This window comes from Thermogemmatispora sp. (assembly GCF_042408735.1).
Classification (GTDB): Bacteria; Chloroflexota; Ktedonobacteria; order Ktedonobacterales; family Ktedonobacteraceae; genus Thermogemmatispora.
The window spans coordinates 56,040-77,219 of record NZ_JBHOQV010000014.1 but is presented as its reverse complement, the minus strand read 5'-3'; the positions used below and the strand labels follow the sequence as shown (position 1 = coordinate 77,219).

General features: G+C 60.5%; 16 protein-coding genes and 1 tRNA gene. 12 read left to right on the top strand and 5 right to left on the bottom strand.

Features of this window, described 5'->3' with window-relative positions; genetic code table 11:
• Positions 1 to 493 precede the first annotated feature (493 nt).
• From gltX to ACFMO7_RS01145, 3 genes are all read left to right on the top strand, one after another.
• Complete coding sequence (gene gltX, locus ACFMO7_RS01155) at positions 494 to 2,002, top strand: glutamate--tRNA ligase (protein ID WP_376793716.1); 1,509 nt, start codon at positions 494 to 496, stop codon at positions 2,000 to 2,002.
• Between the two features lie 200 nt (positions 2,003 to 2,202).
• Complete coding sequence (locus ACFMO7_RS01150) at positions 2,203 to 2,892, top strand: DUF6483 family protein (protein WP_376793704.1); 690 nt, start codon at positions 2,203 to 2,205, stop codon at positions 2,890 to 2,892.
• 88 nt (positions 2,893 to 2,980) lie between these two features.
• Positions 2,981 to 3,703: a CPBP family intramembrane glutamic endopeptidase gene (locus tag ACFMO7_RS01145; protein ID WP_376793703.1), complete on the top strand. Its 723-nt coding sequence runs from the start codon at positions 2,981 to 2,983 to the stop codon at positions 3,701 to 3,703.
• Positions 3,704 to 4,021: 318 nt separating this feature from the next.
• Here ACFMO7_RS01145 and ACFMO7_RS01140 read toward each other — a convergent pair whose 3' ends face one another.
• Entirely contained in the window at positions 4,022 to 4,393 is a 372-nt protein-coding gene (locus ACFMO7_RS01140; RefSeq protein WP_376793702.1) for a recombinase family protein, read from the bottom strand.
• Between the two features lie 471 nt (positions 4,394 to 4,864).
• Between ACFMO7_RS01140 and ACFMO7_RS01135 the strand changes: the two genes are divergently transcribed.
• The 8 genes from ACFMO7_RS01135 (at position 4,865) to ACFMO7_RS01100 (ending at position 13,690) form a co-directional block, all read left to right on the top strand.
• The gene (locus ACFMO7_RS01135) at positions 4,865 to 5,815 is read left to right on the top strand and encodes a UDP-glucuronic acid decarboxylase family protein (protein ID WP_376793701.1); all 951 of its coding nucleotides are present in this window, start codon (positions 4,865 to 4,867) and stop codon (positions 5,813 to 5,815) included.
• A gap of 81 nt (positions 5,816 to 5,896) precedes the next feature.
• On the top strand, positions 5,897 to 7,528 hold the full coding sequence (locus ACFMO7_RS01130; RefSeq protein ID WP_376793700.1) for an O-antigen ligase family protein: 1,632 nt from the start codon (positions 5,897 to 5,899) through the stop codon (positions 7,526 to 7,528).
• A 428-nt stretch (positions 7,529 to 7,956) separates the two neighbouring features.
• Positions 7,957 to 9,123 (top strand): lysylphosphatidylglycerol synthase transmembrane domain-containing protein, encoded by a 1,167-nt coding sequence (locus tag ACFMO7_RS01125; protein ID WP_376793699.1) that lies wholly within the window; start codon positions 7,957 to 7,959, stop codon positions 9,121 to 9,123.
• Positions 9,124 to 9,341: 218 nt separating this feature from the next.
• The gene (gene rpsU, locus ACFMO7_RS01120; protein WP_376793715.1) at positions 9,342 to 9,527 is read left to right on the top strand and encodes a 30S ribosomal protein S21; all 186 of its coding nucleotides are present in this window, start codon (positions 9,342 to 9,344) and stop codon (positions 9,525 to 9,527) included.
• Between the two features lie 382 nt (positions 9,528 to 9,909).
• A complete protein-coding gene (gene ybeY / locus ACFMO7_RS01115) occupies positions 9,910 to 10,500 on the top strand; it encodes an rRNA maturation RNase YbeY (protein WP_376793698.1) in 591 nt (196 codons plus the stop codon).
• Positions 10,497 to 10,922 (top strand): diacylglycerol kinase family protein, encoded by a 426-nt coding sequence (locus tag ACFMO7_RS01110; RefSeq protein ID WP_376793697.1) that lies wholly within the window; start codon positions 10,497 to 10,499, stop codon positions 10,920 to 10,922. Before ybeY ends, ACFMO7_RS01110 begins: the two co-directional genes overlap by 4 nt.
• 615 nt (positions 10,923 to 11,537) lie before the next feature.
• A tRNA-Arg gene (locus tag ACFMO7_RS01105) sits at positions 11,538 to 11,611 on the top strand.
• Between the two features lie 519 nt (positions 11,612 to 12,130).
• Positions 12,131 to 13,690, top strand: coding sequence for a peptide ABC transporter substrate-binding protein (locus ACFMO7_RS01100; protein ID WP_376793696.1), 1,560 nt, complete (start codon positions 12,131 to 12,133; stop codon positions 13,688 to 13,690).
• 257 nt (positions 13,691 to 13,947) lie between these two features.
• Here the strand turns inward: ACFMO7_RS01100 and thiO are convergent, their stop codons facing one another.
• A complete protein-coding gene (gene thiO / locus ACFMO7_RS01095) occupies positions 13,948 to 15,108 on the bottom strand; it encodes a glycine oxidase ThiO (RefSeq protein WP_376793695.1) in 1,161 nt (386 codons plus the stop codon).
• 271 nt (positions 15,109 to 15,379) lie between these two features.
• Between thiO and ACFMO7_RS01090 the strand changes: the two genes are divergently transcribed.
• Complete coding sequence (locus tag ACFMO7_RS01090; RefSeq protein WP_376793694.1) at positions 15,380 to 16,267, top strand: manganese catalase family protein; 888 nt, start codon at positions 15,380 to 15,382, stop codon at positions 16,265 to 16,267.
• 371 nt (positions 16,268 to 16,638) lie between these two features.
• On the opposite strand, the gene ACFMO7_RS01085 is transcribed toward ACFMO7_RS01090, so the two are convergent.
• The 3 genes from ACFMO7_RS01085 to ACFMO7_RS01075 all read right to left on the bottom strand — a co-directional run bounded on the left by ACFMO7_RS01085 (position 16,639) and on the right by ACFMO7_RS01075 (position 20,988).
• Positions 16,639 to 17,571, bottom strand: a complete 933-nt coding sequence (locus tag ACFMO7_RS01085) for a DnaJ C-terminal domain-containing protein (RefSeq protein WP_376793693.1) — start codon at positions 17,569 to 17,571, stop codon at positions 16,639 to 16,641.
• 670 nt (positions 17,572 to 18,241) lie between these two features.
• A complete protein-coding gene (gene dnaK / locus ACFMO7_RS01080) occupies positions 18,242 to 20,149 on the bottom strand; it encodes a molecular chaperone DnaK (RefSeq protein ID WP_376793692.1) in 1,908 nt (635 codons plus the stop codon).
• A gap of 269 nt (positions 20,150 to 20,418) precedes the next feature.
• Positions 20,419 to 20,988 (bottom strand): nucleotide exchange factor GrpE, encoded by a 570-nt coding sequence (locus ACFMO7_RS01075; protein ID WP_376793691.1) that lies wholly within the window; start codon positions 20,986 to 20,988, stop codon positions 20,419 to 20,421.
• Positions 20,989 to 21,180 lie beyond the last annotated feature (192 nt).

Sequence of the window (21,180 nt, the reverse complement as noted above, 5' to 3'; positions counted from 1 at the left end):
CTGCCCTGTTCACGGCTGGCTTTCCGGCCTGCAGGTCTTCTTCAGTCGCTCGCTCGGGACAGAAGAGCCGTCCGCCAGGCCAGTCCGCCGTTTGCGCTCCTCTGGCGGTCGGGTAGTGTCGTGGAAGCAGGCCAGGCAAGGGGGGGTTGCTCTCCTCTGGTGGCGAAGGTGCCGTCGTGACCGGCCCGCGTGAGCGAGCGTCCGCCTTTCGCTCGCAGGCTTTGCCGACCGAATCAGGCCCTTTGCCAGCACTTCCGGGTAAGATTCTCTCCAGACCTCTCGCCGGTAAGTCAAGCCACCTCCAGGTGAGCCATTGGCCAACAGGATCGCAGAGCCGTGAAGATCGCCTCAAGAGCGCACCTCTCCCCTCGCATCCTCCCCCGTTCCCCCGGGCAGGCGCTTACGCTCTATTGCCAGGTATGATACAATAAGGCCGTTCTTAGCCGAGAAAGAGGAGAGCCTATTGTCACCTATGACGCAGTCCGACATGCCTATGCAGGAGGAGCAGCAGAAACGAGCGCCAGCAGCTCCTGCTCCACGGCTACGCTTTGCCCCAAGCCCCACGGGCTTTCAGCATATCGGCGGCTATCGGACCGCCTTGTTCAGTTGGTTATTCGCTCGCCATAGCGGTGGCACCTTCATCCTGCGCATCGAAGATACCGACCTGAGCCGCACAGTCGAGGGAGCGGTCAGCTATCTGATCGAGGGACTGAAGTGGCTCGGGCTGGACTACGATGAAGGTCCCGTCGTTGGTGGCCCGTATGGCCCTTACTATCAGACGCAGCGCAAGGCCCTCTATCAGCAATACGCTCATCAGCTGATCGCCAGCGGGCATGCTTATCGCTGCTATTGCACCCCCGAGCGGCTGGAGCAGATGCGCAAGGAGCAGGAGGCTCAAAAGCTTCCCCCACGCTATGACCGCCGCTGTCGCTACCTCAGTCCCGAGGAGCGCGCGGCCCTGGAGGCTGCAGGCCATAGCTGGACGGTGCGCTTCGCTATGCCGCTGGAAGGTGAGACCGTTGTTCACGATGAGCTGCATGGCGATATTGTTTTTAAGAATGCCGACCTCGACGACGCCGTGATCCTGAAGTCAGATGGCTATCCCACTTACCACCTGGCGAACGTTATCGATGACCACCTGATGGGGATCACCCATGTGCTGCGCGGCGAGGAGTGGATCGCCAGTGCCCCGCGCCATGTTCAGATCTATCGCGCTTTGGGCTGGGAGCCGCCGCTCTTCTATCATCTCCCCAACGTTTTGGGAAAGGATAAGAAGAAGTTGAGCAAGCGTCACAATGCCCCGTCCTGGGATACGCTGCAGAAGCAGGGCTATCTTCCCGAGGCCGTCTTTAATTTCCTGGCCCTGCTCGGCTGGGCCTACGACGACAAGACGGAGATCTTCAGCCGTGAGGAGCTGATCCGCGTTTTTACCTTGGAGCGCATCGGCGTCTCGGGTGGCATCCTCGATCCAGACAAGCTCACCTGGATGAACGGCGTCTATATTCGCCAGTTATCCCTGGAGGACTTGACGCGGCGGGCCCTTCCCTATCTTGAGCGCCCGGCGGCCGAGGGCGGCCTGCCCGATAGCGTGCCTCGCCCACTTGATTTCGCCTATACGCAGCGCGTGCTCCAGCTCGAGCAGGAGCGCATGAAGACGCTGGGAGAGGTCGCCCAGATGGTCGACTTTTTCTATCTCGATGAGCTGCATTACGATCCGGCTCTGCTGGTCCAGAAGCAGATGGATGCCTCCAGTACTCGCATGGCGCTCGAACGCACGCGTGAGATCCTGGTCGCGCTTGATCGCTGGGACCACAGCGCGCTCGAGGAGCCGCTGCGCGCTCTGGCCGCCACGCTCGGTCTGAAAACTGGCCAGCTCTTTGGGGCGATTCGCGTGGCCATCAGTGGGCGCACGGTTTCGCCTCCGCTCTTCCAGACGATGGAGGTTCTGGGCCGTGAGCGCACGCTGCGGCGCCTCGACGAGGCCATCTCACGCTTAGCCTGATCTGATTGCTCCAGCCGGAGGCTTCCGTTGGCGCGCGCGAAGCACGCTGCTGCAAAAGACTGGCTTTTTGCCAGCCCATCCTTGCCTCAGGGATATGTCTACATATGCCTGTCTATAGCCGACCTGATAGGCCCGTCTAAGCCCGCCAGCTAACTAACCCGCTGATCCCTTGCTTGCCAGAGCCAGGGGAGGTAAGTCCGGTGATTAATCGCGATTATATCCTGAGAATCATTGAGCAGTTCAGCCGCATTCTCGCGCGCGTGCTCTTCCTCCGCCAGACCAATCAATACCAGGAGGTACTGGCGCTGCTCGATGAGCTGTTCCGCCAGACGGTAGGCTTGAACTCCGATTTCCTGCTGGCGGTCCCCGAGGAAATGCTCCTGGCCCTGGTGAAGCGCATCGATCTGCTAGACGTCGAAAAGTGCCTCTGGATAGCCTTGCTCTTCAAGCTGGAAGGCGATACCTATCAGGACCTGGAGCGCTATGAGGAGAGTTTCCCTCGCTATCAGCGTTCGCTGCGCCTCTTTCTGGAGGCTATCTTGCCGGAGGAGAATCCACGCCAGTCGGATTTCTTTGCCGAGGTGGAAGAGCTGCTGACGCTCCTGAGCCGCTACGAGCTGCCCGCCTCTCTGCTGAGGCGGATCATGCTCTACTATGAGAAAACGGGACGCTATGCTCAGGCTGAAGATACCCTCTTCGAGGCGCTGGAGGCCCCTGACAGCAGCAGCGAGATCTTTGAGGAGGGGCTGGCCTTCTACGCTCGCCTGCGTGGCAAGAGCAGCGCCGAGCTGCGAGCAGGGAACTTCTCGCTCGAGGAGATCGAGGAGGGCCTGGCCGATCTGCGCCGCCTGCAGGCGTCCCAGGCCACTCGCCACTCCCCCCCACACTAGGGAAAAGGGGACAAGCCAGGGACGCTGGGCGCTGGTCCTGCACCGCATCGACCGGCTTGGGCACTGCCCATGAGCATGAGGTGAGACGATGTCGTTAGTAGAGACTCCTGAGCAGTCATCATCTTCGGCCACCTATCCACGTTCGACAGTGGCCACAACCTGGCGCTGGCTCTGGCCCGATGTGCTGATCCGCGTTGTGCCCCTGACTGGCATTCCGCTGCTCTGGCTGGTCCTCTGGCATCGATCACCGGCAGAACTGGGCTTGACTCTGCCACCTGCCCCTGGAACTCAGCTTGCCCTCGGCCTGGGACTGGGAAGCCTCATGGCTCTGCTGGCGATGCTCTACCGCGCTCTAATCGTGGGAAGGGGCTTTCGGCGTCCCAGCCCTGGTGACCACCTGCTGCAGGCTTTCTACTATCTCTTTATTAATGCGCCCGCAGAAGAGTTGTTCTTCCGAGGCTTTTTGCTGCACCTGATCTGGCAATGGACCGGCTGGCCCGCTTGGGGCTGGCTAGTCAGTACGCTGGTCTATACGCTCTATCATCGCCTGGGAGGCTGGAACTGGCGCAGCATCGCTGGCGTGGGTCTGGCCGGTATGGTATTCAGCACACTTTATCTCCTGCAACCTGCTCCCCCATCGCTGCTGAGCGTGATCCTCGTGCACGGCCTCACCACCTGCGGCTTTCTAAGCTGGGGCGACGAGTTCCTCTACATTGTAGTATCCTCATCGCAGCATCCTCAAGCGGATCGGCCTCCCAGCAACACTTCCAAAAACCAGCGGCGAGCACGGCGCCGCGGCCCACGGCGGTAGTATCCAGGATCGCTATCTTTGTTCAATCCTGCCTGAAGATGATCGGGGTTCGCCTGGAGGAACAGCCGCTGCGAGGCACTTGGGCACGCAAGATAGGCCCCACCTGCTCGGCCTGACAGCTCCGTTGGCGGCTGCCATGGGGATCCGGGGAAGTCAGTATCCCTTCCACCTGTTTCCAACTTGGGCCGTCTCCGCGCTCGCCAAACTCGTCCAGGTGAGGACACAGGGCCACCAGCGCCGTGCTGATAACCGCTTTCGACATATTCAGGAGCCGCAGGGCATCCGCTTGCAGCGGATCTGACAAGCGCCGCAGATAACTCAGGGATTGGACAGCCCATGTTCGGCGCACGCCAGTAACTCCCGTCTCTTGCGACTGCGCAGGCCATACAATTGGCCAGCCAACGAAGCGATCAGGGCCAACAAATCCTTCGTCAGTTCCTGTTCTGGTGTTTTCTCCTCGGCTGGCTCCAACACCGTGAGCTGCAGGCCATAGCCAAAAAACCGCGTCGAGAGATATCCCAGGCCAAAGCGCGTGAGGCGGTCCGAGAACGCTACCACAATCTCAGACATCCGATAGTCTTGCACCAATGCCAGTAGTTTCTGTAAGCCTTTGCGGTTCGGGTCCAGCCCAGAACCAACATCAGTAAGCTTCATCGTCTGGTATCCCGCCCGATGGGCCTCGGCCCACAATCTATCCTGGGTGCGCCACCTGGCGCTTCAAATCGGCCCGTTGGTCGCGGCCAGACTCCCGCCGGTAGACCACGACCAGCCCCGTCCATCGTCTCCCAGCAAACGCTCCGCTGCGGTAATCGGAAGGCGCGCTTCTCGTCCAATCCTGGACGGGAACAGTCTTGCCCTCTTTGACCCGACCCAGCGCCGCGTACGGCCAGCGGAGGTGAGTCGAAACGTTGAGCGGCTACGCCGGTTCTGAGTCGTCTGGCTGGCTCTGTTCTCAGAACAATGAGAGTGGGGAGAATCATTATCTTAATCCGTTAACTGCTGCTGACCACCCTGACCAGGGAGTCCACCATGAAAAGGGCCGTTGCCTTCCCCCGATTGGGCCGGCCCGAGGCCGGTAGCTTCCCTTGAAGGGAGAAAGTATGATATCCTTGACTCACCAATCAAGCTAGTCTCTACCCTATTGGTTCGGAGGTTCATTCGTTGAGAGTCGTTGTCACCGGTGGAGCGGGTTTTATCGGCTCCCATCTGTGTAAACGTCTGCTAGAGGCCGGCCATCATGTGCTCTGTGTAGATAATCTGATCACTGGATCGGAAAGAAATATAGCAGAATTGCGCCATCATCCTCACTTTACCTTTCTCTATCACGATGTTACCCAGCCATTTGCTTTTGAGGCTGAGGCGATTTTTCATTTGGCCAGCCCGGCTAGTCCCGTAGGCTATATGGAGCATCCGCTGGAGACCATCCTGGTGAATAGCCAGGGCACCTATCTTCTGCTGGAAGAGGCCCGGCGCCAGCATGCACGCTTTCTGCTGGCCTCGACCTCGGAGGTCTACGGCGATCCCTTAGAGCACCCGCAGCGCGAAGACTACTGGGGCCATGTCAATCCGATCGGCCCGCGAGCCTGTTACGATGAAAGTAAGCGGCTGGGCGAAACACTGACAATGGAATTTTATCGCCAATATCGCACAGATGTGCGCATCGTGCGCATCTTTAACACCTATGGTCCCAACAGCCAACCACACGATGGGCGTATGATTCCGAACTTCATTACGCAGGCGCTCAGAAATGAGCCGCTGACCATCTACGGCGACGGCAGCAAGACACGCAGCATCTGCTATGTCAGCGACCTGATCGAAGGGTTGATGCTGGCCATGTTTCAGCCCCAGACGACCGGTGAGGTTTTCAATCTGGGCAATCCGGAAGAGCACACTGTCCTGGAATTCGCTCAGACAATTATCCGGCTCTGTCACTCCTCGTCGCCCATCGTCTTTGAACCAGCCCGCGTCGACGACCCCGAGCGACGTCGCCCCGATATCTCGAAGGCCTGCCGCCTCCTGGGCTGGCGCATCTCTGTCCCGATGGAGGAGGGATTGCGACGAACGATAGAATGGTTTAGTAAGGAACAAAGCTCTCTCTCCACCGTCTCCTAGCGGGCCTTGTCACGAGAGGAGCCTTTGCCACATCGAGTAGACATATGATGCATCTGATCTATTATGAGAAGCTTTAGCATCTTGACCAGGGAAGCAGGAGCCAACGCCTCCCGCCTTTCTCGCCTGGGGGCAACGCTGCGCTCCTCTCTGACGGCAGCCAATGTGGTTGGTGTCATCGGGGCTGCTCTGGCCCTTGGCTGCCTATTGACGCTGCCCACGCCCTGGAATATCCGTCTCCCGCTCTATCTGGTCCTCAGCGTCTGGGTACTGCTGCGTCCCCAGGTCGCGCTCTACCTTCTCCCGCTCAGCATCCCCTGGGGGGCACTCGACTATATCGGCCTTGGTTCCTTGCGCTTCAACAGCACCGACATCCTGGTCATGCTGCTGGCCGTGGCCTGGCTGGCCGGGCACGTCCTGCGCAGCGGTAGCAGGAAGAGCGGGCCACGCAGCTACGAGCGGCGAGCTATACCGGCGCTCTTGTTGGTAGCTCTGGCCGTCCTGCTGATCAGCATGTTGATCTCAGTGACCGTGGCGTTGAGCGTGAAGTCGAGCCTAAAAGAAATCTTTAAATGGATCGAGGTGCTGATTATCGTCGTGGCCGGCAGCAGCTACATTCGCACACGGCGTCAGGGCTGGACGATCGTGATCATGAGCCTGCTGGCCGCCCTTTCACAGGCAGCCCTCGGCTACTATCAGGAGCTGTTTAATATTGGTCCGGCGAGCTTTGTCCGCGGCGAGAGCCTGCGCGTCTACGGCACCTTTAACCAGCCTAATCCCTACGCTGGCTATATCAACCTCTCCCTGACCGTCGCTCTGGCCCTGGCCATTGCTGGCAGAGAGCGAAGAACTCGCTGGCTGGCCGCTGGCGCCAGCGCACTGCTAGCCCTGGCCGAGTTTTTCAGCCAGTCACGTGGAGGATGGCTCGCCTTGCTGACGGCGACCCTCTTTATCTTCCTTGTGGGTCTGCCCGGTCTACGCCCCCTATGGCGTCTGCTCATCGCCGCTTTCGGGGTCCTGATCGAAAGCATCCTGATTGGCCTTATTCCTCAGCGCTTTTTCAACCCATTATTGAATTTCATAGGAGTCAACGACATCTCCTTCACCCAGCCGAGCGCCCAGCAGTATGCCACGGCAGAACGGCTGGCTCACTGGCTGGCGGGTATCCACATGTTCCTTGATCACCCGTGGCTTGGAGTGGGCATCGGTAACTACGGCGATGCCTATCCACGCTACGCGATCGGCATCTTCGTCATCCCACTTGGTCACGCCCACAACTATTTCATCAATGTTGCTGCCGAGATGGGCCTGGTGGGCCTGCTAGCTTATACGTTCTTTGTGCTGGTTATCGCCGTCCTGAGCGCTCGGGCCTATCACCGCCTGCGTCGCGCCTACCGGGAGCAGACCCAGGCTCTTCAGGAGAGAAGAGGCGCCGCAGCGCTTCGCTGGCGTGAGCGGCTCGCCCACCTCGGCGATGACCAGGCTCTGGCTCTCGGGATCGTGGCCGCTCTTCTGACAGTTCTCGTGCATAACATGGTCGATAATCTCTATGTGCAGGGCATGACCAATCTCATGGCGCTCCTTTTGATCGTGCTGCTGCGTTTGGAGCGCCTGGTTGTGGATGGGCGTGAGCAGCAGGGAGGGCGCAATCAGCCGGAGACCAGCGGCGTTCTGGTCGCCATCCAGAGTAAGCCTCGACTGGATGCCCGTCCGTGACCCAGCCACTCCTTTCTGCGTTTAGCAGAGAAGGGAGCATCCGGTCAGAGGAAGGAGCCTCTGCTGGGAGAGAGCGAGGAGAGCAGGCCCGGCTCATCCTGCCAGCAGGTTCGCTGACCAGGCCCAGATCCCGGATCGGCTAGCGGTAAGGAGCCGCATCCGCCGCGCAAGAAACGGAAGTGAGCGCGTTTGTGCGATTGAGAACAGCAGGATGCTCTTGCCTGGAGGGACTGGCGAGTGAGGTAGTTTTCTCTTGACGGCCTTGCGCTCCCGACGCGGCGCGGCCCACCCCGAGCGAGCAGGCCATCTGCAACAGGCTCGCCAGGAGCAAAGCGGGTGGGCAGATAGGCAGGTGAGTCGGCCAACCATGGCCCACCTAAGAAGCATAGCATAGATCAGGAGAGGGATCTCCGAAGGAGTCTGCACTGATGAATCAGTGGTTTCAGCATGGCAAGGATCATGCCGAGAGAGAGACCGCAGGCCGCCCCCTGGAGCAGGCAGCGCTCTTCCAGGAAGGGGCCGTGAGTGAAGCAGCCCCTTTGGCCCTTAGCGGCACAGAGGAGCAGCCCATCACAGCAGAGCAGCTCTCGCTGGGAAAGCGTCTACTGAATTGGCGCACCATAGTGCCTCTGGCTATTGTTCTGCTGGCCCTGGTGATCTTCTTGAAGCAAGAGAAGATTAACCTCCAGCAGACGTGGCTGGCCATTCGGGCGGCGAATCCTCTCTTTTTCGCCGCCGCTTTCGTCATCTACTACCTCTCTTTTCCTCTGCGAGCCTGGCGCTGGCGCATCTTGCTGCGCAACGCCAGCCAGGGAGCCAAAGATGAGATGCGGCTGCCGTCCTTCTGGAAGCTGGTCGAGATCGTCTACATTTCCTGGTTCGCCAACGCCCTGGTGCCCGCCAAGCTGGGCGATCTCTATCGAGCCTACCTGCTGAGGCAGGAGAACGGCTCCTCGGCCACGCGCACCTTTGGCACCGTTTTGGCGGAGCGCCTGCTCGACCTGACCGTGCTGCTCTGCCTGTGCATCCCCGCCCTGATGATCAGCCTTCATGAGCGCATGCCCTGGCAGGTGCGTTTCGGCCTGATCGTCACGCTGGCCGCTGTTCTGGTCGGGATCGCCGCCCTGGGCGCGCTCCGCCTGCTGCACGAGCCTATCGGAAGACGCATTCCAGGCCGCCTGCGCGGCTACTATGAACACCTTCAGGGCGGCATTCTCGGCTCCTTCCGCCATCTGCCAACCCTGGGCCTGCTGACCCTGGCCATCTGGAGCTGCGAGGCCCTGCGCTTCTTCTTCGTGGTGCTGGCCCTCCAACTGCTGCAAGGGCCTCTGCTGCACCTGCTGGCGGTGGCGCTCCTGATCGCCCTGGTAGAGGCGCTGCTGACGGTCATTCCCTTCACTGGGGGCGGGGTGGGCCTGGTCGAGGGCGGCATGATCGCTATGATCGCTCTCTTCCGCCCTCACGCCACTAGCCTGGCCCTGGCGGCCATCGTGCTGGACCGCACCATTAGCTTGCTCAGCATCCTGGTAATCGGCTTTATCGTCTTCTTTATCGCTTTCGGGAGGCAAACAGCAAAGCAGTCCCTAGATGCTTGACAGAGCCAACTCACCAGTCTTATAATCTCCCCGTAGGCCCGCGGGATGGCTTAAATGGACATCAAGACTGCAAGGGCTCCACTCTGACCAACGTTCAGCCACACAGAAGGCAGAGGAGCCCTCACCCCCACGATCCGTTTGGGGATGCGTCCAGACACCCGCTCTGACGCAATGGCAAACACCATCTCGAAACCAGGCCGAGAGGGGGGGGAGTCCTGCTGTCGGAAGTCAAGATTAGCGAAAATGAGCCGTTTGAGGCTGCGCTGAAACGCTTCAATCGCAAGATCCAGCAAGACGGCATTCTCGCCGAGGCGAGACGCCGAGAGCACTACGAGAAGCCAAGCGTACGGCGCAAGAAGAAGGAAGCTGCCAAACGCCGCAAGACGGCCCGTAAAAATAAGTAGTCGTCCGCAACCCCTGTCGGATTACGCTTGAGCGCTTGAGGTCTGTGCAGAGCAATTTGGCTGCATGGGCACAAGTAGATGGCCTGTTGATGGTCTGTCGCGATCACGCTTGAGCGCTTGAAGGGCAAGAGCAGATAAGAACGCACGCGAAAGGCGAGTGCTTTTCCGACAGGGGTTTCTTTTTGGAACGCCAGCCACCGCTCGCTCGCTCACTCGTTCTTTTTCTCTGGCTGGCATCGGCTTCTTGCTTGCTCGCCGCCACCCGCCAGCTTGCTCGCCTCGGCCAACGAGGGGAGATGGTGCGCTCGCGTTCTGGCACCACCCTTCCAAGAGGCGATTTCATTGAGATTCTGCCAAGTTCCTGCCGATAACGAGGGGCCTTATGGACGAACAGCTTTCGCAAGTTGTTGACCTGTATGTCACGCTGGAAGATGTGGCGCTGAAGCGCTCGTTCGATGAGGCGCTGGCTCCGGTCGATCTGGATGCCTTCGCACGCCGCGCCCTGCAGGAGGCCGGGGTGCATCAGCCGGTGATGTTCACCTTGATGGTCACCGACGACCCTACGATCCAGGAGATGAATAATCAGTATCGCCAGCAGAACAAGCCTACCGACGTGCTCTCTTTCCCGCTCCTCGATCATCCACTCGTCGAGGCCCCCGCCGAGCTGCTCTGGCAGCCTCCCGAAGAGTCCCCCGCCGGATCGCCGGAGACCGCTGCCGCCGCACCCCCGCCGTTCGTGACTCCCCCTGGCCAGCCTACCAATCTGGGAGACATCGCTATTTCCTGGCCTACCGTCCTTCGTCAGGCCGCCGCTGCCGGCCATAGCCCAAGGCAGGAGTTCCTCTATTTGTTGGCCCACGGGATTCTTCACCTGGTCGGCTACGACGATCAGACCCAGGCCGGCTATGAAACAATGGTCCGCAAACAGGAGGCCATCCTGACGGCTACGGGAGAACGAGTCGGTGGCCTATGAGCGAGTTGAGCGATCCCAGGCGCGCACCACGCGGCGCCTGGGGCCGTTTTCTGGTCGGCTTCGCCTATGCCTTCAGAGGTCTATGGTACGCTTTGCGCACTCAGCGCAACTTTCGCGTCCACACTGGGGTTGCACTACTGGTAATTGTCGCCGCCTGGCTACTCCATCTCTCTCCTATCGAGATCGCCCTGGTAGCGGTAGCTATTGGCAGCGTGCTCATCTGCGAGCTGGTGAATACGAGTATCGAGCTGTGTCTGGACCTGCTGCATCCCGCCTACCATCCTTTGGTGAAGGCCGCCAAGGATGTGGCCGCAGGCGCCGTTCTGCTGAGCGCTTTGCTGGCGATCGTCATCGGTCTCTGTGTCTTCGGGCCTCACTTGTGGAACTGGTGGTTGACCGTTCTACGATTCATGGACAAATGATTATTTCTCGCTTCCTGCCTCCGCGCCCCATGACGAGCAGCCCAAGGCCGCCGCGCCAGCGGGATCTCCACAGGCGTGACTTCCCGCGCAACTCGCGGTACCGATTCTCAAACGATTGTTCGCTGCCTTGATGTCGCGGTCCTGCCGCGCGCCGCACGCCGGGCAGGTCTTGCCGCTCGCGTAAAACAGCGGCGCTCCGATGAGCTGCGAACTACTACGCGCACTTGTCCGTCAGCCCTGGCCCAAACTCGCCAAACCCCATGTCCAAAATGGCTCGCGCCAACGCGCGTTTCTGCGCCACGCCTCGCCTCGCACTCGCAGGTCTTCCATGACGATCGCTCGCCTGGTGCTTGCGAGCACCGTCGTCACCTTGTACAAAAAGTTCTGCCGTCTGTCGCGGAGCTCCCGGTGCAGCCGAGCAGGTGCCAACGTCGACTTCCGCCGATTTCGCAAGGCCGGGCTTTTCTCTTCTTCCAGCATGGCCTGCTCTTTCGGGCAAGGCGCTAGACCAAGAAGGATACTTGACAGATCGCAAGGGAGATTGCTATCATCAAAGAAGAAGAAGAAGACTTAGACCACCGTCCCCCAAGGCGGTCAGTGGTTCGTGTCGCTTCTGCGCCCGTAGTTCAGTTGGATAGAACAGCGACCTTCTAAGTCGCCTGTCGCAGGTTCGAGTCCTGCCGGGCGCGCCTCGCATGCTCCATAAAGGAGAGGGAATAGATCTCGACCGGCAGACAGGCCGGTCGGTCTTCTCCTCTCCTTTTTTCCTTACGGTGGAAAGAACCCTGAGCGAACGAGGGCCAAGGCAGTCGGGGAAATTTTTTTACAGTTTCCTGACAGTTTCTTGAGCATCAGCCCCTATAGTTAGCGAAGGGAAAAGGAGAGCATTCTTCCGCCGACCTGCGACCTTTTCAACGCGGCGCCCGGCATGACGACACGCCGAGGCGAGCGCCTGGACAGGGAGGCAGAGGGGCCTTCCTGCCTTTAGCCTGCCCGTCTGTCTGCTCTCCTGCTGAGCAGAGACCCTCTGCTGCTCTGGTCCGGTCAGCAAGCAAACCCATTCCCGCGAAGGGAGATAATCTGTGCATCGCGATCCACGCTCCAGATGCCCTGCGCCTGGATGGTGGCGCTGTGGTTTGCTCGTCGGGCTGCTAGCCGTTATGGTTCTCGCCGCCACAGGCTGCAGCACAGGTCAATCCTCGACGACGATGAGCAGTTCACCATCACCAACGCCCCGGCAGGTGCTTGTTCTACCGAACGTTGGGACTCAGGACCTCAACTATCTTGATCCGGCCCAGGAGCCAGATGCCAACGATCCCGCCCAGGGGCCCGATCCGAACTCGGCCCTCGCCCTGAGCATGCTCTACAGCGGCCTGGTGCGGACCGATAAGAACTTGAATGTGGTTCCTGACCAGGCAAGCTGGGAGATCTCCCCCGATGGGCGAGTCTATACTTTCCATCTGAAACCGAATATCGCTTTCTCAGATGGTACTCCGGTTACAGCAGCTACCTACGTCTATTCTTTGACCCGGGCCTTGCTGCCCGCGGTGAAGTCTCCCCTGGCCGCTGTCCTTGAGAAACCAATCGTGGGAGCTAGCGAGGTGAGCAGCGGGAAGAGCCGGGTTTTGACTGGCGTCCAGGCTCTCGATCGCTATACGCTACGTATCACGCTGACGCGGCCTACTCCCTATTTCCTGGCTTCGCTCACCAATGAACTTTTCTTTCCCGTCAACCAACGCTTGATTGAGCGCTATGGAGAGAACAGTTGGACCGAGCATGCGGCTGGCAATGGCATCGGCTGCGGGCCATTTATGGTCAAGGCCTGGGAGCATAATGTGAAAATGATCCTCGTGCCGAACCCGCACTACTACGGAAGCCGCCCGCGCTTGAGCGAGATCGATATGATTTTTGTCAATGATCCGGCCACCGCTTATCAGCAGTACCGCGCAGGGCAGTTCAGCCTGATCTGGAACATCCCTCAGAGCGATCTGGCCGCCGCCCGCGGGTTGCCCGGCTTCATCTCTAGTCCACAACAGGAAACGGACATGCTCTTCTTCAATACACGCATGCCTCCTTTCGATAACGCCGCCGTCCGCCAAGCCTTCGCCTATGCCCTCGATCGAACAACGCTGGTACAGACCCTGCTCAAGGATGCCGCTATCTCAGCCCCGACGCTGATTCCGCCAGGTCTGCCAGGCTACCAAACAGATTTTCAGGGCCTGACCTTCGATGCCGAGAAGGCCCGCACTTTGCTGCACTCGGCCTACCCCGATACTGCCCTGGTACCACCCATTGTGCTGACCTATCCGACAGCCTTGCTCTCTCGCAGCGAGGCCAACGCTCTCTGCAGTATGTGGTCAAGCGTCCTCAATATTTCTGTTAAACCCCTCCCGGTCGAGCTTAATGCCTATACCGATGAGCTAAGCCAGCATCAAATTCAGCTCGGCTTCATTCAGTGGTACGCCCTCTATCCCGACCCCCACAACTGGCTCGCCCCTAATCTGCTTTCCGATGCCCTTCACAACGAGTCTCTCTGGCAGAATAAGACCTTCGATCAGTTGATCGCCCAGGCTGATCAAACGAGCGGCGAGACACGCTTTGCACTCTACCAGCAGGCAGAAGAGCTGGCTCTCGAAGAGGTGGCTGTGCTGCCCCTGGACCATGAGACTATCAGCGCGATTATTCCTCCGTGGGTACATGGGATCAGCCTCAACGCGCGGGGCCTCTACGTGGCAGATTGGTCTGAGGTCTATCTCACACCCCACTAAGCCCGGTTGGTCCGTTGGCCTGTTCTGCTCTCTTCCAGGAAGTCCGGAATGGCCGGCCCGGCTCCAATCTCGCCAGTCAGTCAACCCGTCCAGGGCCAGTGGAGAAAGGTAGAGCGCGCGGCCAGACAAACCATAGCGGCTGGCGCTGGTCGCAACGATCAGGCGAGGCTGGCTACGGATGAGCAGATCGGCAGAGCTTGAGAAAGCCAGAGGGAGCGCCTCCGGCAGCAAGCTGGCCTCCTCCCGGCGCCGCCGTCTCAGGGGGCAAAGGTAGCAAAGCGTCCGGGGGAGCAAGTCAACAGGAAGGGAGAGCGCTCCCCCGTGCTGATCAGGTCGCTGATGAGCTGACCAGTGAGAGCACTTAGCATCACGCCCTGGCTGCCATGTCCGGTGGCCAGAATGACATTCCGCCAGCCGGGTAGAGGACCGAGGAGCGGCAAGCCATCGGGCGTACTTGGCCTCAGCCCGGCCCAACTGTCCTCAACACTGGCCGCTGCCAGCGCTGGCACCAGAGACCGGGCCTGCGCGAGCAGCCAGGCCCGTCCTTCCTCGGTTACGCGCACTTCAAAGCCTGCCTCTTCGCGCGTGGCCCCTATCGTTAACGAGCCATCCCGCCGAGGGACCAGATAGATAGCCCGGCCAAAAATGAGATGCTGGAGCGACGGCAGCCCAGCCGGAGGGCGCACGCTCAGAAGCTGGCCTCGTACCGGCCTCAGTGGCACAGCCGTCCCCAGCCAGGCACAACACTGGGCACTCCAGGCCCCCGCCGCGATGACCAGCGAGCCACAGGCGATCTCGCCACCTCCCCTGGTCTGAACGGCCAAGACCCGATCAGCCTGCAAACGCAGGCCGCTCGCCTCGCAATGCTCGTAACAGCGGGCCCCAGCCCGGCGAGCCGCATCCGCCAGAGCCTTGAGTAGCCTGCCGGCCCTGAGCTGGCCCTCCTCGGGAGCATAGACAGCCGCCAGAACATCAGCGCTGAGCAGCGGCTCCCTCCGACGCGCCTCTTCGCCGCTGAGCCAGTGCAGCTCTAGACCCAGTGGCTGCCAGCGCTCCAGCCGCCGCCGCAGACGGGCAACCGCCCGCGCCTCACAGGCCAGACGCAAGGCTCCAGGCCAGCCAGGCTCAATCTCAATACCGCTGCTCGCCTCCAGCTCGGCTACGAGCTTTGACAGTTCCGCGCAACCCGCGAGCAGGAGCGAGGCCAGGGGGCCAGGCCCATTGAGTGGACCAAGAGGCGCAAGGAGGCCCGCCGCTATTGCAGAGGTCCCCACCCCAACCTCGGCCCGCTCGAGAAGACAGACTTCAACTCCAGCGCGGCTCAGATAGTAGGCAATCGACCAACCAATGATGCCGGCACCAATAATGACGACCTCGGCCCGCTCAGGCACTGTTACCCTCCCTGCCGTTCCGCTCACGGCAACTAGCTCCATCTTAGCGCCCTCAGCCCTTACTTCCGAGGATTGAGAGCGTCCTTTCCGCGATCGCTAAGCCGATCAATTATCCATTAGAGATATATATCGTGCTCTATAAGCTCTTCAATTTATAACAACCTGATATATTGCTATCTTGCATTAGTGTTTTAAAATAAATAAGGGATGGGAAACGGGGTTCCCAGTTTTAAAAGTCAGCAATAAGTGAAAACAGGTTTCACTTATATCAACCTCGACAGTAAGGAGGAAGAACTTCATGTTCTTTCACGTACAGAAGCTCATCAACGAGATTGTTCCTGACGAACCAGACCCGGCAGCGGCTAACGCTCTGCAAGAGGGGCTAGGCGGTCAGTTTGGCGAAATGCGCACGATGATGCAATATTTGTTCCAGAGCTTCAACTTCCGTGGCAAAGCCAAGCCCTATCTTGACCTGATCCAGGGCATCGGAGTTGAAGAGATCAGCCACGTCGAGCTGATCGCCACTACCATCAATCATCTTCTCGATGGCTCGCCGCGCTATCGGGGAGAGATTCCGGCCAACGGAGCCACCCCGCTCAACATCGCCCTCAAAGAGGGCAACATCCATCACTTCCTGGTTGGAGCGCAGGGAGCCTTGCCCATTGACTCCGCCGGCAACCCCTGGTCAGGCTCCTACGTCTACAGCAGCGGCAACCTCGTGCTCGACCTCCTCAACAACCTCGTTCTGGAGGCCACCGGACGGCTTCAGAAGTGTCGTCTCTACGAGATGACCAACAACAAGACAGCGCGCTCCACCATCGCCTATCTGATTGTGCGCGACGAGGTCCACGAGAAAGCCTACGCCAAGGCGCTGGAGACGCTTGGCGTCCAGTGGGGCAAGATCCTACCCATCCCCAAATTTGACGCCAGCAAGCTGCCCGAAGTCAAGCGTCTCATGGACATGGGCCTGCACAACCAGCTCCATCACTGGCGCCTTGACGGCTCCGAGATGAGCAAGATCTTCCAGGGACCTTCACCGGCCCAGGACGGCACCCTGACCACCACGCAGAAGCCACCCGAGGGAGCGCCTATCAAGCTCGGCGAGGCGCGCCCCGAGGAATTCGCTCCCGGACTGACGCCGGAGCTAGAGAAGCTCATCCAGCAGATCGAAGCCGTCAAAGTCTGAGGACGGGTGACTGCAGCTCTCGCCTCCCAACTGGTCGCACCCAGACGAGGGGCAAAGGAGAGGAGAGAAACAAAGTGGGTAGGCTCTCGCCATCGCTTCACTGAGCGAGAGCTTACCCACCTGCTTTTATATTATTCTGCTGCATCCTGCATGACTTACCTTGCACGTATTGGTCCCTGCCAGGCCAGAGCAGGGAGCTACCCACTATCTCCACCAGCCAGCGGAGAGCGAGCCAGCCAAAGCCGAAAGAGGCCAGGTGACGAGGTCGCCCGAGCTAGCTCAACCATTGCTCCTTCTCTCTCGTTGGCGGCTCCGTCCACCTGCCAGAGCGAGCAGATCGGCCTTCCAGGCAAGACCCGGGCAGGGATCACTCACTGCAGTGAGCGAGCAAAAGCCTCAAAGAGGCGGCGCTGCTCTGAGGTCAGATGAGTCGGCAGGACCACATTCACCTCAGCGTAGAGATCGCCACGCTGATCCGGCTGGCCCAGCACCGGCATGCCCTGGCCACGCAGGCGGAAAGACTTGCCATTGGGAGTTTCGGGCGGGACCTTCAGCAGCAAGCGGCGACCTGATGGAGTAGGCACCTCCACCTCTCCCCCCAGCATAGCCGTCACCAGCGGGACATCGATCCGCGTGCGCAAGGTCGTCCCCTCCCGTATAAAGCGGGGATCGGGTCGCACGTGAACGCGCAGATAGAGATCGCCGCGCCCGGCAGGGCCTTGCAGTCCCTGGCCGGGGATACGGATGCGCGCCCCATCCTCCACGCCAGCGGGGATTTTGACTTCCAGGCGGCGGCGGCTCCCATCGATATCTTCCAACTCAATGGTGCGTGTGGCCCCATCGTAGGCCTCGGCCAACGAGACCTCGAGCACTGACTCCACATCCCGCCCAAAGGGCGCCTGGCGTCCGACGGTGCGGCCTGTCCGTGCGCGCCCGCCAAAGGGGCTGCCGAAGAACATCTCGAAGAAATCAGAGAAGGGCGAAGCGCCACCGAGCAGGTCCTCCAGATCCTCCTCGGTGATCGTCTGATAGCGATATCCGCCAGAGCCAGAGGCACCCGGCCAGCGCCCGTAGCGCTGATAATAGCTGCTCAACTCATCGTATTTCTTGCGCTTCTCAGGATCGGACAGGACTTCGTAAGCCTCATTAATCTCCTTGAAGCGTTCTTCCGCCGCCTTATCTCCTGGATTGACGTCGGGATGATACTGGCGCGCCAGCTTGCGGTAAGCCTGCCGAATGGTCTTATCATCGGCGTTGCGATCAACGCCCAGGATCTTGTAATAATCTTTATAATCAACAGCCATAGGTGCCTCCCCCCAGGAAAATCTGAGCTACAGTCCAACAGGCCGTTTAGCCAGCCAATCAATCGAGCGAGAAGCCAGTCAAGTGACTCACCACTCACCACCCACCGACCCAGCCCTCCATGAGTCTGACAGGCACCCTACCACGAAATGGGAGCGACCACCAACAGAGCAACAGTAGAGACAAACGCTCATCCCCGCTTAGCAGAGACATGCCCTCCTCCCTCGCCGGGGAGGCCGGAATGGCGCGCAGGGAAGAAGCCTTGGCGGGCGAACGTGAAGGCAAGCCAGCCTATCAGCAACCTGGCATGGCATACTCTCGGGCCAGATGGCAGCGGGAGCAGAAGGCGACAGCCAGCCTCGGCCTACAGCCGAGAGGGGATAGCTCGCTCTCTGACCAGCCCAGTAGCAGCCGGCCAGTCGGTCAGTTGCCCAGCCGGCCAGCCCATCACCAACCAGCCGAGAGCGGGGCGGAGAGCGTCCATTCAGCGCGCGCTCTCACGCCTCGCTATCGTCACCAGCCGCTGGCGAGTGGGCTGGCGGCTGTTACCAAGGCTGGAAGCCATGCTAGCCGGCGTCAGCAGCGCGGGCCAAGCCGCCTGACCTGGAGCCTGAGCTAGCCTGGCCTGGGGTGCTGGAGCGGCCTGGATGTCCTGTATGCAAGCGAAGTGACTCAGACCTCGCGATACTCACCCTCGATGGGGCCGGAATCGCCGCCATCCGAAGGGTTCGAGCCAGAGGAGGAGCCACTACCCGCGCCTGAGCCAGCACCGGCTCCGGCCTGACTGTAGATCTCCTGGCCAATGCGCGACAGCGAGCGCTCAAGTTCATCCAGCGAGCTGCGCACCCGAGCGACATCGCTGCCCTTGAGGGCCTCGCGAACCTCGGCGATCTTGCCCTCCACCTCGCTGCGCAGGCTGGCCGAGACCTTATCGCCCATATCGCGCAAGGTGCGCTCAGCCTGATAGGCCACGCTATCGGCGCGGTTGCGCAGCTCGATCTCCTCACGGCGGCGCCGGTCCTCCTCAGCATACTGCTGGGCCTCACGCACCATGCGCTCCACCTCTTCCTTGCTGAGGCCGCTAGAAGCCGTGATCGTAATCTTCTGCTCGCGCCCGGTAGCCTTATCGCGCGCCGAGACATTCAGGATCCCGTTGGCATCGATGTCGAAGGTCACCTCGATCTGAGGCACGCCACGGGGAGCAGGCGGGATTCCCTCCAGGCGGAAGCGGCCCAGGCTCTTGTTGTCACGGGCCAGCTCGCGCTCGCCCTGCAGCACGTGGATCTCGACCGCCGTCTGATTATCCTCAGCAGTGCTGAACAGCTCCGTCTTGCGCGTGGGAATGGTTGTATTGCGCTCGATGAGCTTCGTCATCACGCCGCCCAGGGTCTCAACGCCCAGCGAGAGCGGCGTCACATCCAGCAAGAGGACGTCACGCACCTCGCCCTTGAGCACGCCGGCCTGGATCGCGGCCCCAATCGCCACCACCTCATCGGGATTGACCCCCTTATGCGGCTCCTTACCGAAGAGGCGGCGCACCATCTCGATGACCGCCGGCATGCGCGTCTGACCGCCGACCAGGACCACCTCGTCGACGTCATTGGGACGAATGCCAGCATCGGCCAGGGCCTGCATGACTGGCCCACGTGTGCGCTCGATCAGATCGCTGACCAACTGCTCCAACTTGGCGCGCGAGAGGGTCATCATCAGGTGCTTCGGGCCACTGGCATCGGCACTGATGAAGGGCAGATTGATCTCCGTCTGCAACGAGCTAGACAGCTCAATCTTGGCACGCTCGGCGGCCTCCTTGAGGCGCTGGAGCGCCATGCGATCCTGCCGCAGATCGATGCCGTGCTCCTTGCGAAACTCATCGGCCAGCCAGTCGATGATGCGCTGATCGAAGTCGTCGCCCCCCAGATGGGTATCGCCATTGGTGGCCTTCACCTCGAAGACCCCGTCGCCCAGTTGCAGGATCGAGATATCGAAGGTACCACCACCCAGGTCGTAGACCGCGATGATCTCATCCTTTTTCTTGTCCAGACCGTAGGCCAGCGAGGCCGCCGTCGGCTCATTGATGATGCGCAGGACCTCCAGGCCAGCGATCTTACCGGCATCCTTGGTCGCCTGGCGCTGCGAGTCGTTGAAGTAGGCCGGCACCGTAATCACAGCCTGCGTAATCTTCTCGCCCAGCTTCGCCTCGGCATCCAGCTTCAGCTTCTGCAGAATCATGGCCGAGATCTCAGGTGGGCTGTACTCGCGCCCCCCCATGACGACCCGCGCATCGCCGTTGGGCGCCTTCGTAATCTTATAGGGCACCAGCTTCATCGTCCGCTGGACTTCGGGATCATCGTAGCGGCGCCCCATCAAGCGCTTGACAGAATAAATCGTGTTCTCAGGGTTAGTGATCGCCTGGCGCTTGGCAAGCTGCCCCACCAGTCGCTCACCGGTCTTGGTCATCGCCACCACCGAAGGAGTCAGGCGCGAGCCTTCACTATTCTCCAGAACTACCGGCTCGCCGGCCTCCATCACCGCCACCACCGAGTTGGTTGTCCCAAGATCAATGCCGATCACTTTAGCCATCGCTACAATCCCTCCTTCGCGGAGGAGAAAGCGCTCCTCACAAAGCACATTCGTGCTTGAGAGCACCCTCCCCTCACACTACTCATGCTTTCACTTCACTTCGTTCTTTGAACTCTGCCGTCGTCTTGTCTCGCTCGCTCTCTCTCGTCATCCTAACACTGTCGTAGCCATCGTCAGCCAGAGCAGGGCAGGTCTCTGTCAGTACTTGTATCACATATCACAAAAACTGTCAAGTCAATTTACCTAAACCGTCAGATATAGTCAGGCCGTCAGGGAGCAGGTGGAGAGGAAGGAGTGGACGGCGAGCCGGCCACGACCACCTGAGCCGGACGGACGATACGCTCGCCGAGCATATAGCCGGGGCGCACGATTTGCAGGACAGTGCCTTCGGCGGCGCTGGCCTGAGTATCGAGGGCCACGGCCTCGTGCAAGCGCGGATCGAACTGCTCGCCCTGGCGCCCGATCTGACGGATGCCCAACTCGGCCAGCGTACTGGCGAGGCGGCGGGCCACCAGGTGCAGCCCTTGAACCCAGGGCTGGTGAACCAGCTCCGGGGGGGTAGCACTCAGTGCACGCCCCAGATCATCGAGCACGGGCAGCAGGCGCCGCAGAAGAGCGATCTGGGCACTGAGGCTAGCCTCTTCCTGCTCTTGCCCCACACGGCGCCGGTAGTTGATAAAATCGGCCTGTGAGCGACGCAGCATATCCAGGTACTCTTCGGAGCGCCGCTGTTCCGCAGCTAGCTCGCGCTCCAGGCGACTGACCAGCTGCGCTTTATCATCCTCCACCGTCTGCTGCGGCCTGGCTTCCTGCTGTCGCTCCTGCCCTTGATGCCACATTTCCTGCCTCCTCTAGCGCGGAGACGAGGCCGGCGGCGCCCCGGCACCTCCCGGCTGCCACCGACCGGTCGCCTCGCGCATTGTCTGACCTGTAACTTTTAACTCTATCATAGTCCGTCAAATGCTCACTGAGCTGACGGGCCTTTCCTTAGCAGGAGACCAGGAAAATACCAGTCTTCTCTGCTCCTGTCC